At 73.9% G+C, this 15,286-nt stretch carries 13 protein-coding genes; 7 read left to right on the forward strand and 6 right to left on the reverse strand.

Annotation, left to right across the window (positions count from 1 at the left end; genetic code table 11):
* Positions 1 to 295 precede the first annotated feature (295 nt).
* Genes ACFFKU_RS05830 through ACFFKU_RS05845 form a run of 4 tightly spaced genes read left to right on the forward strand, consistent with a single transcriptional unit; the run spans position 296 to position 4,804 of the window.
* On the forward strand, positions 296 to 1,987 hold the full coding sequence (locus ACFFKU_RS05830) for a circularly permuted type 2 ATP-grasp protein (RefSeq protein ID WP_380136420.1): 1,692 nt from the start codon (positions 296 to 298) through the stop codon (positions 1,985 to 1,987).
* Positions 1,981 to 2,922: an alpha-E domain-containing protein gene (locus tag ACFFKU_RS05835; protein WP_380136422.1), complete on the forward strand. Its 942-nt coding sequence runs from the start codon at positions 1,981 to 1,983 to the stop codon at positions 2,920 to 2,922. Before ACFFKU_RS05830 ends, ACFFKU_RS05835 begins: the two co-directional genes overlap by 7 nt.
* A complete protein-coding gene (locus ACFFKU_RS05840) occupies positions 2,922 to 3,758 on the forward strand; it encodes a transglutaminase family protein (RefSeq protein ID WP_380136423.1) in 837 nt (278 codons plus the stop codon). Before ACFFKU_RS05835 ends, ACFFKU_RS05840 begins: the two co-directional genes overlap by 1 nt.
* Positions 3,755 to 4,804 carry a CapA family protein gene (locus ACFFKU_RS05845; RefSeq protein ID WP_380136424.1) on the forward strand — a complete coding sequence of 350 codons (1,050 nt, stop codon included), beginning with the start codon at positions 3,755 to 3,757 and terminating at the stop codon, positions 4,802 to 4,804. The genes ACFFKU_RS05840 and ACFFKU_RS05845 overlap by 4 nt, the downstream gene beginning before the upstream one ends.
* Here ACFFKU_RS05845 and ACFFKU_RS05850 read toward each other — a convergent pair.
* The gene (locus tag ACFFKU_RS05850) at positions 4,801 to 5,583 is read right to left on the reverse strand and encodes a nucleoside phosphorylase (RefSeq protein ID WP_380136426.1); all 783 of its coding nucleotides are present in this window, start codon (positions 5,581 to 5,583) and stop codon (positions 4,801 to 4,803) included. The genes ACFFKU_RS05845 and ACFFKU_RS05850 overlap by 4 nt on opposite strands.
* Positions 5,584 to 5,674: 91 nt before the next feature.
* Here ACFFKU_RS05850 and ACFFKU_RS05855 point away from each other — a divergent pair, with 91 nt between their 5' ends.
* Both ACFFKU_RS05855 and ACFFKU_RS05860 read left to right on the forward strand, forming a co-directional pair.
* Entirely contained in the window at positions 5,675 to 6,562 is an 888-nt protein-coding gene (locus ACFFKU_RS05855; RefSeq protein WP_380136473.1) for a shikimate dehydrogenase, read from the forward strand.
* A 74-nt stretch (positions 6,563 to 6,636) separates the two neighbouring features.
* The gene (locus ACFFKU_RS05860; RefSeq protein ID WP_380136428.1) at positions 6,637 to 7,968 is read left to right on the forward strand and encodes an MFS transporter; all 1,332 of its coding nucleotides are present in this window, start codon (positions 6,637 to 6,639) and stop codon (positions 7,966 to 7,968) included.
* Here ACFFKU_RS05860 and ACFFKU_RS05865 read toward each other — a convergent pair.
* Positions 7,955 to 8,734 carry an oxygenase MpaB family protein gene (locus ACFFKU_RS05865; RefSeq protein WP_380136475.1) on the reverse strand — a complete coding sequence of 260 codons (780 nt, stop codon included), beginning with the start codon at positions 8,732 to 8,734 and terminating at the stop codon, positions 7,955 to 7,957. The two genes, ACFFKU_RS05860 and ACFFKU_RS05865, sit on opposite strands and share 14 nt — an antisense overlap.
* Positions 8,623 to 9,939 carry a DUF4349 domain-containing protein gene (locus ACFFKU_RS05870; RefSeq protein ID WP_380136429.1) on the reverse strand — a complete coding sequence of 439 codons (1,317 nt, stop codon included), beginning with the start codon at positions 9,937 to 9,939 and terminating at the stop codon, positions 8,623 to 8,625. Before ACFFKU_RS05870 ends, ACFFKU_RS05865 begins: the two co-directional genes overlap by 112 nt.
* Positions 9,940 to 10,099: 160 nt before the next feature.
* On the opposite strand from ACFFKU_RS05870, the gene lepA reads away from it, so the two are divergent.
* Complete coding sequence (gene lepA / locus ACFFKU_RS05875; RefSeq protein ID WP_380136431.1) at positions 10,100 to 11,950, forward strand: translation elongation factor 4; 1,851 nt, start codon at positions 10,100 to 10,102, stop codon at positions 11,948 to 11,950.
* Positions 11,951 to 11,976: 26 nt separating this feature from the next.
* On the opposite strand, the gene ACFFKU_RS05880 is transcribed toward lepA, so the two are convergent.
* The 3 genes from ACFFKU_RS05880 to ACFFKU_RS05890 are packed head-to-tail and all read right to left on the reverse strand — an operon-like array spanning position 11,977 to position 15,283.
* Positions 11,977 to 13,266, reverse strand: coding sequence for a CoA transferase (locus tag ACFFKU_RS05880; protein ID WP_380136433.1), 1,290 nt, complete (start codon positions 13,264 to 13,266; stop codon positions 11,977 to 11,979).
* Positions 13,263 to 14,429 (reverse strand): Gfo/Idh/MocA family protein, encoded by a 1,167-nt coding sequence (locus ACFFKU_RS05885; protein WP_380136434.1) that lies wholly within the window; start codon positions 14,427 to 14,429, stop codon positions 13,263 to 13,265. Before ACFFKU_RS05885 ends, ACFFKU_RS05880 begins: the two co-directional genes overlap by 4 nt.
* Positions 14,426 to 15,283 carry a class I fructose-bisphosphate aldolase gene (locus tag ACFFKU_RS05890; protein WP_380136436.1) on the reverse strand — a complete coding sequence of 286 codons (858 nt, stop codon included), beginning with the start codon at positions 15,281 to 15,283 and terminating at the stop codon, positions 14,426 to 14,428. The genes ACFFKU_RS05885 and ACFFKU_RS05890 overlap by 4 nt, the downstream gene beginning before the upstream one ends.
* Between the last annotated feature and the right edge of the window lie 3 nt (positions 15,284 to 15,286).

Consider the following 15,286-nt stretch of genomic DNA (forward strand, 5'->3'; position numbering starts at 1 on the left):
GGCAAGAGGGCGACCACCACCACCCGGGACTCCGGCGTGGGGACACCAGAGCGTGACGATGACGGCGGCGATCGTGACCTCCGCACGACCGGCGAAGGCGTCGTTCAGGTTACCAGCGTCCGCGCCCCGCCAGCGAACCGCGACGACGCGGGGTCGACGCGCGGTGACGGTGGGGGACGCTCGGTGCTCCCGGGCCCGCCGACGGGCGCCCCGGTCGATCATGGAGGTCACCCGGGTGGCTCCGGACACAACCCCGTAACCCCGCCGACACGATCCCTGCTCTAGCGTGCGCGTCATGTCCGAGGTCCACGACGGCGCGACCACCACCGCGGCGCCCGCGCCACCCGCCGCCAGCCCCGTCTTCGAGGGGTACCGCGACGCGCCCAGCGGCACCGCGGGTGCCCGGGCCGCGGACGAGCTCTTCGGCGCCGACGGTCGCCCGCGGGCCGAGTGGGCCGACCTGCACCGGATGCTGCAGGAGATGCCGGCGACCGAGCTGCGGTCCCGGGCCGACCAGCTCGCCAGCACGTTCCTCGACCGGGGAGTCACCTTCGACTTCGCCGGCGAGGAGCGCCCCTTCCCCCTCGACGTGGTCCCCCGGATCATCGACGCCGTCCAGTGGGAGCAGGTCAAGCGGGGGGTCGCGCAACGGGTGCGGGTCCTGGAGGCCTTCCTGGCCGACGTGTACGGGCCGATGGCGGTCGTGCGCGACGGGGTGGTCCCGCGCCGGGTCATCACCTCCTCGACCCACTTCCACCGCGCCGCCGTCGGCATCGAACCGGCGGGCGGGGTCCGCATCCACGTGGCGGGGATCGACCTGGTCCGCGACGAGGCGGGGGACTTCCGGGTCCTGGAGGACAACGTCCGGGTCCCCAGCGGGGTCAGCTACGTCCTGGAGAACCGCCAGGCGATGACCCAGTCGCTGCCCGAGGCGTTCGAGGAGTACCGGGTCCAGCCGGTCTCGGACTACCCCCAGGACCTGCTGGCGGCCCTGCGCGCCGCTGCCCCCGACGGGGTCGACGACCCGAACGTGGTCGTGCTGACCCCGGGCGTCTACAACAGTGCCTACTTCGAGCACTCCCTGCTGGCCCGGGCCATGGGCGTCGAACTCGTCGAGGGCCGGGACCTGGTGTGCCGCAACAACCGTGTCTTCATGCGGACCACGTTCGGCGACCGACGCGTCGACGTCGTCTACCGCCGGGTCGACGACGAGTTCCTCGACCCGCTGCACTTCCGCCGCGACTCCGTCCTCGGCTGCGCCGGCATCCTCAACGCGGTGCGCAACGGCGGTGTCAGCCTGGCCAACGCGGTCGGCAACGGGGTCGCCGACGACAAGCTCGTCTACACCTACGTCCCCGAGCTCACCAAGTACTACCTGGGTGAGGAGCTGCTGCTGCGCAACGTCCCCACCTACCGCATGGAGGTGCCCGACGAGCGCGAGGAGGCCCTCGACCGGTTGCACGAGCTGGTCGTGAAACCCGTCGACGGGTCGGGCGGCAAGGGCCTCGTGGTCTGCCCGGACGCCAGCGAGCGCGAGGTGGAGGACCTGCGCCGCCGGGTGCTGGCCGACCCGCGCGGCTGGATCGCCCAGCCCGTCGTCGCGCTCTCGACCGTCCCGACGCTGGCCGGTTCGCGGCTGCGTCCGCGCCACGTCGACCTGCGCCCCTTCGCCGTGAACGACGGTTCCACCGTGCGGGTCCTGTCCGGCGGGCTGACCCGCGTCGCCCTGCGCGAGGGATCGCTGGTGGTCAACTCCAGCCAGGGCGGTGGCTCCAAGGACACCTGGGTGCTGGCCGACGACGAGCTCGACCCCTCCGCGCCCGTCCCGCACAGCGAGACCTCGATGAGCCGGGTCCCGGTCCCGTTGGAGCACCACTTCTCCGACGTCGGGCCCGGCGCCGGCCACGAGGAGCAGGCCCAGCAGCAGCAGCAGGCCCGGCACGCCCGGCAGCAGCCGCGTCCGGAGCAGGAGGTGACCCCGTGCTGAGCCGCATCGCCGAGTCCCTGTTCTGGATCGGTCGCTACGTCGAGCGCGCCGACTCCACCGCCCGCATCCTCGACGTCCACGTCGAGCGGACCCTGGCCGACCCGTGGATCGACGAGGACGAGGTCTCGCGCGCCCTCATGTCGGTCATGGGTTCCCAGCTGGACCCGAGCTGGCGGGTCGGGCGCCGGGAGCTGCTGGAGGCCCTGGCCTACGACCCGGTGAGCGCCTCGGCCATCACCGGGGCGCTGGGCGCGGCCCGGGAGAACGCGCGCCGGGCGCGGGAGACGGTGTCCTCGGACATGTGGGAGAGCCTGAACACGACCTGGAACGCGCTCGCGTCCGGGCGGTGGCGCTCGGCGTCGGCCCACCGGTTCTTCGCCTGGGTCCGCGAGCGGACCGCGGTCGTCAACGGTCTGGTCGACGCGACCATGAGTCGCGACGACGGCTGGCAGTTCTTCGTCCTCGGCCGGTCGTTGGAGCGGGCCGACATGACCGCCCGCCTGGTCGCGACGCGGGCGGTGTCGGGGACCGCGGCCCAGTGGCCGATGCTGCTGCGCTCCACCGGGGCCTACGAGGCGTTCCTGCGGACCTACCACGGGTCCAGCTCGGGCGACGCCGGGGAGCAGCACGCCGCCGAGTTCCTCGTGCTGGACCGGCTGTTCCCCCGCTCGGTCGTCGCCGCCCTCGAGACGGCCGCGGTGCGCCTGGAGGAGATCGACCCCGCGGTCCGGCGGGTCGGCTACAGCCAGGACGCGTCCCGGATCATCGGTCAGGCCCGGGCGCGGCTGGAGTACCAGCGACCCGAGGAGCTCCTCGACGACCTGTTCCGCCAGATGCGGCTGGTCCAGGAGGCGTGCTCGGAGGCGTCGACGGCGGTGGCCCAACGCTTCTTCCCGATGGGTGGAGCGGTGTCCTGGACGGCGGGGAGGTCCTGATGCGGCTGCGCATCGTGCACACGACGACGCACACCTACGCGGGCAAGGTGCTGGCCTCGTTCAACGAGGTCCGGATGACCCCGCTGACGTTGCCGGACCAGACCGCCCTCGACACCCGGCTCGAGGTCGACCCGGGGGCCTCGCTGAGCCGGTACTGGGACTACTGGGGCTCCCACGTCACGGCCTTCGACATCCACACCCCGCACGAGCGCCTGGTCACCACGGCCACGAGCCTGGTCGAGACGGAACGGAGCACCGCCGTCGACCGGCGCAGCGCCTCCTGGGCCGACCTCGCCCGGCCCGACCTCACCGACGCGCTGGGGGAGTACCTGGTCCCCACGACGCGCACCACCGCGCCGGACGGCTTCGGCGACGCCGTGCGCGAGCTCACCGCGGGGGCCGACCCGCGGGAGGCCGCGCACCGGGTCTGCTCCTGGGTGCACGACGAGGTCAAGTACGTGCCCGGCGCGACGGGGGTGCACGCCACCGCCGCCGAGAGCTGGGAGCAGCGCAGCGGCGTCTGCCAGGACCTGGCCCACCTCGTCCTCGCCGGCCTGCGGGAGCTCAAGATGCCCTGCCGCTACGTCTCGGGATACCTGCACCCCCGTCGCGACGCGCCGCTGGGCGCCGAGGTGGCGGGGGAGAGCCACGCGTGGGTCGAGTTCTTCGACGGCCAATGGACGGGGTGGGACCCGACCAACGACATCGCCGTCGGCGACCGCCACGTGATCGTGGCCCGGGCGCGGGACTACTCCGACATCTCCCCGCTGCGCGGGGTGTACTCCGGCCCCAGGTCCAGCGTCTCGGCGCAGGTGCGGATCACCCGCGTCGCATGAGCCGGCCCGCGGGGGCGCTCGCCGGGGCGTTCGGCGGGGCGTTCGCGCTGGCCCTCCCGCTGGTCCTGACCGCCTGCGGCGGCGGTGACCCGGCCCCGGCCGCGCCACCGCCGGTGACCGTCGCCGTGGCCGGGGACGTGAACGCCGCGGGGGCGGCCGCCGCCGCCCTCGATCCCGACGGGCTGGCCGCCATCACCCCGGCCCTGTCGGCGGCCGACGTGACGCTGGTGAACGTCGAGACGGCGATCACCGAGCGGGGGACGCCCGCGGCCAAGCAGTTCACGTTCCGGGCCCCACCGACGCTGCTGGAACGGTTGCGGGCGGCGGGGGTCGACGTGGCCGCCATGGCCAACAACCACAGCCTCGACTACGGCGTCACCGGCCTGCGCGACACCCTCGCGGCCGCCCGGTCGACGTCGATGCCCGTCATCGGGCTGGGCGAGGACGTCGGGGCCGCGTCCGCCCCCTGGCGCACCACGGTGCGGGGCCACCGGCTCAGCGTCTTCGCGGCGACCCAGGTCCTCGACGGGAACCTGGCCGCGAGCTGGACCGCGGGGGAGGACAAGCCCGGGCTGGCCGCGGTGAACTCCGCGGACGGGCAGGAGCGGTTGGTCGCCGCGGTCCGGGCCGAACGCGCCCGGGCCGACTCCGTGGTCGTCGTCCTGCACTGGGGGAAGGAGCTCGATGCCTGCCCCCTGCCGAGGCAGGAGGAGCTGGCCGACGCGCTGGTCGCCGCGGGCGCCGACGCCGTCGTCGGTTCGCACGCGCACCGGTTGCTGGGCAACGGGTACCGCTCCGCCGGTGGGCGCACCGGGTTCGTGGACTACGGCCTGGGCAACTTCGTGTTCGCCGCCCGCAGCGCCGCCACCACCGCCACCGGGGTGCTGACCCTGACCCTGCAACCCGGGCGCGCGCCCGCCGCCCGCTGGACCCCGGCGACGATCGAGGCGGGGGTCCCGGTCCCCCTGGCGGGGGCGGAGGCCGACGCGGCGCTCGCGGCCCGCGACGAGCTGCGGTCCTGCACCGACCTCAGGGCCGCTCCCTAGCGGTCGGCCGCGAGTCGCAGCGCGGCGGCGGCGGCGACGTCGAGCAGGCCCTCCCGCAGGTCGGTGCGGGTTCGCCAGCCCCGCGCGTCCCACGTCGGCCCGGAGAGGTCGTCGCCCGCGTAGACGACCTGGGCCAGGGGCACGCCGCGGAAGGCGGCGACAGCGGCGAGCGCGGCGGCCTCCATCTCGACCGCCAGGCAGCCCTCCTCGCGCCGCAGCGCGATCTTGGCCGGGGTCTCGCGGTAGGGCGCGTCGGTCGTCCACACCCGCCCGGTGCGGAAGGCGAGACCCCGTTCGCGCAGGACCCCCTCGAGGACCGCGCGAGCCCCCTCGTCGGTGTCCAGGACGCGCCCGGGCCGCACGTAGTGGTGCGACGTGCCCTCGTCGCGCACGGCCGACCCGACGACGAGCAGGTGGTCGGCGGGCAGGTCGGCGGTGAGGGCCCCGGCCCCGCCGCAGACGACGAAGGCCCGGCAGCCGAGCGCGATGGTCTCCTCGAGCAGCCCGGCCGCCATCGGGGCGCCGACCCCGCAGCGCAGCAGTGAGACCTCGCCGCCGCCGAGCTCGGTGCGCAGCAACGGGTGCGGGCCGTCCTCCCAGCGGTTCTCCGCGACGACGGCGGCCCGACCGGCGGAACGCATCCGGTCGACGGCGTCGCCGAAGAAGGTCACCACGCAGGCCTCCGGCACCTCGCGCCGGCTGATCTGCTCGCCGGGCTCGATGAGGGCGGGCAGACCGGGGTCGAAGTCCAGCAGGGGCAGCGGCGGTCGTCCGATCACGCCCGGAGTCTTCCCGAGCGCCCTTGTCAGGGCGGGACCGGCATGCTTCACTTCCGTACGTACCAGATAGTTCATTGGCGAACGGAAGGTGGTGACGGCGGTGCGGCCGTTCCTCGTCGGACTCGTGGGCTCCGGGGTGACCCCCTCGCTCACGCCCCCGCTGCACATGGCCGAGGCCGCGGCGCTGGGGATCCCCTACGTCTACCGACCGGTCGACATCGACCGCCTGGGGCTGCGTGCGGAACAGATCGGGGAGATCCTCCGCTGGGCCCGTGCGCTCGGCTTCGACGCGCTGAACGTCACCCACCCCGCCAAGCAGCTCGTGCTGGAGCACCTCGACGCGGTCGACCCGGTGGCCGCCGCGCTCGGCGCGGTCAACACCGTGCTCCTCGGGCCCGACGGCGACGTCGGGTTCAACACCGACACCTCCGGGTTCGCGACCGCGCTGAGCACGGGCCTGCCCGGCGTCACCCTCGACGACGTCGTGCTGCTGGGGGCGGGCGGGGCCGGTTCGGCCGTCGCCGACGCGCTGCTGCGCCTCGGGGTCGCCCACCTGACCGTCGTCGACGTCGACCCGGCGCGGGCCGGCGCCCTGGCGGAGTCGTTGCGGCAGCGGCACACCGCCGCGGTCGCCGTGGCCGGGTCCGCCGAACTGCCCGGGTTGCTGCGCCGCGCCGACGGGGTCGTCCACTGCACCCCCACCGGGATGGCCGCCCACCCCGGCACCCCGTTCGACCCCCAGCTGCTGCACCCCGGCCTCTGGGTCGCCGACATCGTCTACCGGCCGCTGGAGACCGAGCTGCTGCGCGCCGCCCGGGCCGCCGGGTGCCGGACCCTCGACGGGGGCCACATGGCCGTCCACCAGGCCGTCGACGCGTTCGCGCTCATCACCGGCCGCACCCCCGACGCGGCCCGCATGGGCCGGCACTTCCGCGACCTCGTCGGCGCCGAACGCGCCGACCTCGCCCTGCCCGCCTGATCCCGCCCGTCCCGGAACCGCCCGTCCCGAACCGCCCACCCATCCCGATCCGTCACGTCCCAACGGAGGGCCACGTGCACACCACCGCCGGACCGGCGCACCACGCCGGCAAGACCCCGCGCAAGGCGGCGCTCGCCAGTTTCCTCGGCAGCGCCGTCGAGTACTACGACTTCTTCATCTTCGGCTCGGCCGCCGCCCTGATCTTCCCGGTCGTGTTCTTCCCCAGCGGGGACGACGCGGCCACCGTGATGTCCTTGGCCACCTTCGGCTTCGCCTACGTGGCCCGGCCCTTCGGCGCGATCATCCTGGGGCACTTCGGTGACCGGATCGGGCGGCAGAAGGTCCTCATGTTCACGTTGGTGCTCATGGGGGGTTCGACGTTCGTCATCGGCTGCCTGCCCGACTTCCAGACGATCGGGTGGTGGGCGCCGGCGCTGCTGGTCCTCTGCCGACTGGCCCAGGGGTTGTCGGCGGCCGGGGAGCAGGCGGGCGCCTCGTCCATGACCTTGGAGCACGCCCCCGACGACCGGCGGTCGTTCTTCACCTCCTGGACCCTGACCGGGACCCAGGGCGGGCAGATCCTCGCGGCCCTCATCTTCATCCCCGTCGTCGCGCTGCCGGACGAGATCAAGTACAGTTGGGGTTGGCGCGTCCCGTTCTGGTGCAGCGCGATCGTCGTCGTCGTCGCGTTCTTCATCCGGCGTTCGCTGGAGGAGCCGCCCGGGTTCGCCGAGGCCCGGGCCAAGGGTGAGGTCGCCAAGATCCCGCTCGTCCCACTGATGCGCGACCACTGGCGCGCGGTGCTGCGGGTCGTGCTGTGCGCGTTCGTCGCAGCCGTCTCGACGGTGTTCGCGAACCTGGCCATCGCCTACGGCAAGGAGGTCGGGGTCAACGAGGCCATCACGCTCTGGCTCGTCGTGGCCGGCAACGTCGGCGCCCTGGTCACCCAGCCCCTGTTCGGCCGGCTCGCCGACCGCATCGGCCGCAGACCGGTCTTCGTCTACGGGGCGTTGTCCGCGGCGGCGCTCATGCCCTTCTACATGCTGTCCATGAGCCAGCCGAACGAACTGCTCACGTTCGCCCTCGCGCTGGCCACGTTCTCCTGCGGGTACGCCGCGGCCAACGCCGTCTGGCCCTCGTTCTACGGGGAGATGTTCAGCCAGCAGGTCCGGTTCTCGGGCATGGCGATCGGGACGCAGTTCGGGTTCCTCATGGCCGGTTTCGCGCCCTCCATCGTGGCCGCCCTCGGCGGGGTGCGGGAGGGCGGCTGGGTGGTCATCAGCCTCTTCACCGCCGTCATCGCCGTGATCGCCTCGGTCTCGGCCCTGACCGCCCGCGAGACCCGGGACGTCCCCACCGCCGAACTCGGTCTGAAGCACGAGCGGGAGACCGTCAGCGTCGGCTGACCGACCCCGCGGTCGACGGGTGGGTCCCGTCCTGGACGAGCCAGTCCGGGCACGGGTCCCACCCGATGCGGTAGCGGGCGGCCTCGACCGTGGGCCCGGACACGCCCAGGGCGGCGCGCAGCACCCGCAACTGGGTCCGGGTCAGCCCCAGCACGGCCCGGTCGACGGGGGAGCGGCGACCCCGTCCGGGGACCCCCGCCGGACCGGCCACGACGGGGGCGACGATGCGTTCCCCGGCCGCGACCACCCCCCGGTAGAACAGCCCCTCCGCCCGCCCCAGCCCCCCGGGTGCGGCGAGGAACCGTCGGACGTCGGCGGGCGCGGGTTCGAGCCGCGGGGCGACCGAGTGCAGGGCCTCCGCCAGCTCGGCGGCCGAGTCGGGGAGGTCCGTGGCCCCGAGCGCGCGGGCACTGCGGGCCCAGTCGTCCACGTACCGGTCGGGCCAGCGCGAACCGAAGCGGGGCCGGAGGTCGGTGCCCACGGCCAGGTGCGCGTGCAGGAACGCGTCGGTGAAGGCCAGGTGCACCCACCGCAGGAGGTCGGGGTCGCCCGCGGAGTAGGGCCGACCCTGCTCGTCGCGCCCGCGGACCCGGTCGTGCATCCCCCGCACGCGGCCCGCCTCCCGTTCGGCCAGCTCGGCCGAGCCGAACGTCGTCACCACGATCCAGCGGGCGGTCCCGGACAGTCGGCCCCACGGGTCGCTGCGGTAGGTCGAGTGCCGGGCCACCCCGGCCATCGCCAGCGGGTGGGCGGCCTGCCCGAGCAGGGCGGCCACTCCGCCGACCAGCGTCGACAGGTCCCCGTGCACCGACCACACCACACCGTCGGGCTCGAACCAGCCCGGCCCCTCGCCGACCGTCGCGACCTCGCGCACCCAGTCCGGGGCCCCGGTGGGATCGCCGGAGACCCGGGCACGGAAGGCGGAACGGACACGGGCGCGGAGATCGACCACGCTCCCGAGTCTGCGGGCTGCTCCGGGAGGCGCAACGCCGACGGTCTGGCGGTCGACCCCACCCGACCCTCGGTGCGCCGGCGCCGGAGCCACCAGAGCAGCCCGCCGACCGCGGCCACCGGGACGGCGAACGGCAGCACCGCGCCGAGCACGGTCCCGCCGACGTGGACCGTGCGTCCCAGGGCCGACCACCCGGCACGCAGCCCGTCGAGGAACCCGCCGTCGGTCGCCGCCGCCGCCGCGACCGCCGCACGCGGGCTGAACCCCACGTCCACGGTCGACAGCGCCACCTGGTCGGCGAGCACCCGTTGCCGGGCCTGCAGGGCCTCCAGGTCCGCCTGCCGCCGGGCCAGCTCGTTCTCGACCGTGAGCACGTCGGCGATCGTCCGGGCCTCGGGCAGCCGCTCGCGCAGGGTGCCCAGCACGGCCTGGGCCGAGGCGACCCGGCTGTCCACGTCGGCGACCTCGGCGCTCACGTCGCTCGACGTGGTCTGCCGGTCGAGCTGGGTCCCGAGGGCCGCGAGCTCGTCCAGGACGCCCTCGAAGCGTTCGGCCGGGACCCGCAGCGTCAGGGAGGCGGTGGCCCCGGGGGCGACCGCGTCGTCCGGGCGGGCCTCGCCCGCGACGACCTCGGTGCCGTCCGCCCCGCTCACCTGGCTCTGCTGGACCGAGCCGCCCGCGGCGACGGCGATGCGCGCGGCCGCGGAGGCCGCCGCGGTGACGTCGTCCACGCCCACCCCGAGACGGGCCGTGCTGACGACCGCCCGGCCGGTGGCCGCCGCGGGCAGCGCGGCCGGGTCCTCGGCGACGTCAGCGGCGGCGTCCTGGGCGGCCCCCGACGCCGGACCCAGGTCGGCCGCGGAGCCCTGCCCGGCCCCCGTCCCCGAACTGCTGCCCCCGGTGGCCCCCGAGCCGGTGCACCCGGCGAGGACGACCGCGAGCAGGAGGACCGGCAGGACGCGCCACCGGTGACCACGGGGAGGAGCGACGGGGACCGGGGGGTGGGAGCGACGCGCCATGACGGCCTCCGGGGGCGGGACGGGCCGCGGGCTGCAGCCGGACGGGGGTCGGACGCCGCCGGCACCCGCGGGGTTCCGCGCGACCGGGGCCGGTGGTCGGCGTGCGACCATGGAGACCCCCGTCCGACGTGCAGGAAGGCCCACCCCGCCCGTGTCCCCGATGGCCGAGCACTCCCCGGTCCCCGCCTCGACCGCCCCTTCGGTGATCCGCAACTTCTGCATCATCGCCCACATCGACCACGGCAAGTCGACGCTGGCGGACCGGATGCTGCAGCTCACCGGCGTCGTCGACGAGCGGGCCATGCGGGCGCAGTACCTGGACCGGATGGACATCGAGCGCGAGCGCGGGATCACCATCAAGAGCCAGGCCGTGCGGATGCCGTGGCGGGTGGGCGGGACCGACTACGCCCTCAACATGATCGACACCCCGGGGCACGTCGACTTCACCTACGAGGTGTCGCGGTCGCTGGCCGCCTGCGAGGGCGCGGTCCTGCTGGTGGACGCGGCTCAGGGCATCGAGGCGCAGACGCTGGCGAACCTGTACCTGGCGATGGAGAACGAGCTCCACATCATCCCGGTGCTGAACAAGATCGACCTGCCCGCGGCCCAGCCGGAGAAGTTCGCCGAGGAGCTGGCCGGGCTCATCGGCTGCGAACCCGAGGACTGCCTCAAGGTGTCGGGCAAGACCGGGGAAGGGGTCGACGCGCTGCTGGACCAGATCGTCCAGCAGTTCCCGGCGCCGACGGGGGACGCCGACGCCCCGGCCCGCGCGATGATCTTCGACTCCGTCTACGACACCTACCGCGGCGTCGTCACCTACGTCCGGGTCATCGACGGTTCGCTGTCCCCGCGCGAACGCATCGCGATGATGTCGACCAAGGCCACGCACGAACTCCTCGAGATCGGGGTGTCGTCCCCGGAGCCCACCCCCTCGGGCGGGCTCGGCGTCGGCGAGGTCGGCTACCTCATCACCGGGGTCAAGGACGTCCGCCAGTCCAAGGTCGGCGACACCGTCACCAACGCGCACAAGCCCGCCACGACCGCGCTGGGCGGTTACCGCGACCCGAAACCCATGGTGTTCTCGGGGTTGTACCCGATCGACGGGTCGGACTACCCGCTGCTGCGCGACGCCCTCGACAAGCTGAAGCTGAACGACGCGGCCCTGGTCTACGAACCGGAGACCTCCGCCGCCCTCGGTTTCGGTTTCCGCATCGGGTTCCTCGGTCTGCTGCACCTGGAGATCGTGCGGGAGCGGCTGGAGCGCGAGTTCAACCTGGACCTCATCTCGACCGCGCCCAGCGTGGTCTACGAGGTGACGATGGAGGACCGCAAGGTCGTCACCGTCACCAACCCCTCGGAGTACCCGATGGGCAAGGTGGCCGAGGTGCGCGAACCCGTCGTGCGCGCGACGGTCCTCGCCCCCGCGGAGTTCATCGGCGCGATCATGGAACTCTGCCAGCAGCGGCGCGGTGAGCTGCAGGGCATGGACTACCTCTCCGAGGAACGCGTCGAGATGCGGTACCGGTTGCCCCTGGCCGAGATCGTCTTCGACTTCTTCGACCAGTTGAAGTCCCGGACCCGGGGCTACGCCTCCCTCGACTACGACGTGGACGGCGACCAGGTGGCCGACCTGGTCAAGGTCGACGTCCTGCTGCAGGGCGAGCAGGTCGACGCGTTCAGCGCCATCGTGCACAAGGACAAGGCGTACTCCTACGGCGTGATGATGGCCGGCAAGCTCAAGGACCTGATCCCGCGCCAGCAGTTCGAGGTGCCGATCCAGGCCGCGGTCGGCGCCCGCATCATCGCCCGTGAGAACGTCCGCGCCATCCGCAAGGACGTCCTCGCCAAGTGCTACGGCGGCGACATCTCCCGCAAGCGCAAACTCCTCGAGAAGCAGAAGGAGGGGAAGAAGCGCATGAAGATGGTCGGGCGGGTCGAGGTGCCCCAGGAGGCCTTCATCGCGGCGCTGTCCTCCGACGCGGCCGAGGGCAAGGACGCCAAGAAGAAGTAGCCGGGAAGGGGCCAGAGGGGGTGCGCTCAGCGCCAGCGCAGCTCCTCGGCCCGGGCGCGGCGCGGGGGCCCGGTGTAGGCGGGGGCCGCCCCGTCCAGCAGCAACGGGACGGGGACGTGGATGAGTTCGCCGTCCTCGCCGTGGACCCGGCGCAGCTCGGGGACGCCGACCGGTTCGACCTCGTCGGCCGGGACCGCGCGACGCCACAGCTCCTCGCCGGTCGCGGTCAGCGAGGTGCGGGCGTGCCCGCCGCCCGCGAGCAGCAGCCCGAGGCAGGCCGCGGCCAGTCCGTAGCCGGTCGCGTGGTCCAGGGCCTGCACCGGCAGGGCCCCGGGGGAACCGTCCGGGTGCCCGTAGCGGTCGGCGATCCCGGTGGCGGCCTGGACGATGCTGTCGAAACCCCGTCGCCCCGCCCAACTGGGGGTCGGACCCCACGCGTCGAGCGTGCCCACCACCAGGTGCGGGTGCTCCTCGGCCAGCTCCTCGGCGTCCAGGCCGAAGCGCGTGAGACTGCCGGGGCGGTACCCGGTGAGCAGGACGTCGGCCGAGCCCAGCAGCTCGTGCACGCGGGCGCGGACGCCCGGGTCGGTCAGGTCGGCCGTCGCGACCCGCTTGCCGAAGCCGGTGTCGAGGTGGATGTCGAGCAGCTCGGGGCGCCCGGGCGGGTCGAGCCGCAGGACGTCGGCGCCCAGGGCGCCGAGGGTCCGGGCCGCGACGGGTCCGGCGAGCACCCGCGTGACGTCGAGGACCCGCAGTCCCGCCAAGGGCCGGCCGCGCTCGCCGCGGGGGCTCCAGCGGACCGTCCCGGCTCCCGCGACCGTGCTGAACCAGGGGGCCGCGGTCACCGGGCCGACCTCGGCCAGCCAGGACTCCCGGCTGCGCACGGCGGCCGCGACCCCGCCCCGGGCGAGCACGTCCCGCTCGGCGACCCGGGCCGGGCGGGCGGCCAGGGCCCGGCCCACCTCGGCGGCGGAGCCGGCCCCCACCGCGGCCCGCAGCGCCGCGGCGTGGTGCGGGTAGTTCGCGTGCGTGCGCACCCAGCCGTCCCGGGCGGCGAAGAAGCGCGACTCGGGGGCGAAGGCCGTGAGCGGGCGGCCGTCGCGGCGCAGGTGCCCGAAGGAGTCGAAGGCCGCGGCCACGTGGGCCGAGGTCGTGGCGACCTCGGCCGGCCCGAGCCGGGCCACGACCGCGCCCAGGGCGGCGACGGCCCCGAGCGCCAGTCCCTCGACGTCGAGCGGTCCGGCCCACCAGCGGCGGGGGCCGGAGCGCTCGATCGCGTCGGGTTCGACGATCGGGGCCGCGGACGACGGGGTCACACCGTGATTCTGCGCCCCTCCCGGTGGGACGCGATCGCAGCGGCGTAGATCCGGTGGGTGAAGGCCGCCTCCTCGGGGCGGGCGGTCCCGAACCGGTCACCGAGGGCCTCGGCCCGCTCGGCCAGGAACGCGGCCCACATCTGCAGGATCGAGTCGGAGAACCCGGACTCGAAGATCGGCCCGGTGACCGTCGGCCACACCGACTGGCTGCCGGCGTCGAGCTGCTGCCAGACCTGCTCCTTGCCGACCCCCGGGACGTCGACGACCCGGAAGACCTCGACCGACTTGGGGTTCTTGGTGCTGAAACGCACCCCACCCTCCAGGCCGATCGCCTCGAACTCCCAGGAGTTCTTCTGCCCGGGGTCGATCCGCTTCATCTCGGTGGTGAGCGGGAACGCGACCCCGTCGTGGCGGGACCAGGCGTGCAGGGTCGCGTTGTCCCACGTGTCGCAGGGTTCGAGCTCGCCCGAGGGTCCCGGACGTTCGGGCACGATGTCCTGCAGGACGGCGTAGACGGACTCCGGAGCCCACCCCAACCGCAGCGGCACGTGCCAGGCGTGCAGTCCGAGGTCGTTCATGACCCCCGCCTCACCGCAGAACTTCGCCTGCCGCTTCCAGTTCAGCGGCTTGGCCGTGTCGAGGTCGCTGGAGTGCAGGAAAGCGTTGCGCGCCTCCACGATCCGACCCAGAGCACCCGAAAGCACGTAGTCGATGGCCCGCTGCGCACCGGGGAAGAACGGCATCTCCGAGGAGCACCGCACGAAACTCTCCGGGTGCTCCGCGATCGCGGCCATGATGCCCTCGGCCGCGGCGCCGTCGATGCCGAAAGGTTTCTCGGCCAGCAGGGACTTCCCGGCCCGGACGACGTCGGTGTAGATCGCCTCGTGCAGGTCGTGCCGGACCGCGACGTAGACCACGTCGACCGCGGGGTCGGCCAGGAGTTCGTGGTGGTCCGTCACCAGCGTGGTGACGCTGTCGATCTGGCGGAACCACTCCAGCGCGGCGGGGTTGATGTCGCACACCGCGGTCAGGCGCGGGCGCACCGGGTGGTCGACGAGCGCGGGCCAGCGCTGGATCGCCGCGGCGATCTCACGACCCATCAACCCCCCGCCGACGATGGCGACGTTCACGGTCTGCGCGCCGCCCGCGGTGGTGGCGTTCATGCGGACCGCTCCCGCAGGATCGCCAGCGCGTCGGAGACCCCGACACCGCGGTGCAGGACCGCCATCAGGGCCTGGGTGATCCCGGCCGGGTCGGCGTGCTGGATGATGTTGCGGCCGTAGACGATGCCGGAGGCCCCGGCGTCCAGTACGGCGACGGTGCGGGTCAGCAGGGTCTCGTCGTCGACGCGACCGCCGCCGCGGACCAGGACGGGCACCCCGCCGGCGACGCGGATGACCTTGGCGTAGTCGGCGATGTCGTCGGTCGGGTCGGCCTTGACCAGGTCGGCGCCGAGCTCCACCGCCTGCCGCACCAGCGTCATCACCTTGGCGGTGTCGCCGTCGACCATGTACCCGCCGCCGGCCTTGACGTTGTCGGCCATGACCAGGGGTTCGATCATCAGCGGCATCCCGTAGCGGGTGGCCTGCTCGCGCAGGGCCATCAGCGAGCGGATGTTCATCTCCCGGATCTGCGGGCGCCCGGGCAGCTGCATGAGGTTCGCGCACACCGCGACGGCGTCGAGGCGGACGGCCTCCTCGATGGCGAAGGGGACGTGGTGGCTGAAGATGTGCTCGTCCAGCGGGTTGCCGTAGACGTTGGCCACGTCGGTGCGCATCACCAGGGCGGGCTTGTCCTTGCCCGGCACCGCCTGCAGGTGGCGGGCCTGGCCCAGGGTGAGCTGCACGGCGTCGGGGCCGGCCTCGACGAGGGTGGCCACCACCGCGGGCATGTCCTCGATCCCGGCGAGGAAGGACGGTTCACCGAAGAAGCCGTGGTCGACGGCGACGTCGAGGGCGCGTCCGGAGCGGGCGTCGAACAGGCGGTTCAGGCGGTACCTCGTGGGATGAGGCGTCATCGT

The organism is Kineococcus gynurae (genome assembly GCF_042433995.1).
Lineage (GTDB): Bacteria > Actinomycetota > Actinomycetes > Actinomycetales > Kineococcaceae > Kineococcus > Kineococcus gynurae.

What these genes read in the sequence shown, in the direction of transcription:
- ACFFKU_RS05830 (WP_380136420.1), top strand. Translation starts at nt 296, where the DNA reads ATGTCCGAGGTCCACGACGGCGCGACCACCACCGCGGCGCCCGCGCCA.
- lepA (WP_380136431.1), top strand. Translation starts at nt 10,100, where the DNA reads ATGGCCGAGCACTCCCCGGTCCCCGCCTCGACCGCCCCTTCGGTGATC.
- ACFFKU_RS05840 (WP_380136423.1), top strand. Translation starts at nt 2,922, where the DNA reads ATGCGGCTGCGCATCGTGCACACGACGACGCACACCTACGCGGGCAAG.
- ACFFKU_RS05870 (WP_380136429.1), bottom strand. Translation starts at nt 9,939, where the DNA reads ATGGCGCGTCGCTCCCACCCCCCGGTCCCCGTCGCTCCTCCCCGTGGT.
- ACFFKU_RS05845 (WP_380136424.1), top strand. Translation starts at nt 3,755, where the DNA reads ATGAGCCGGCCCGCGGGGGCGCTCGCCGGGGCGTTCGGCGGGGCGTTC.
- ACFFKU_RS05885 (WP_380136434.1), bottom strand. Translation starts at nt 14,429, where the DNA reads ATGAACGCCACCACCGCGGGCGGCGCGCAGACCGTGAACGTCGCCATC.
- ACFFKU_RS05890 (WP_380136436.1), bottom strand. Translation starts at nt 15,283, where the DNA reads ATGACGCCTCATCCCACGAGGTACCGCCTGAACCGCCTGTTCGACGCC.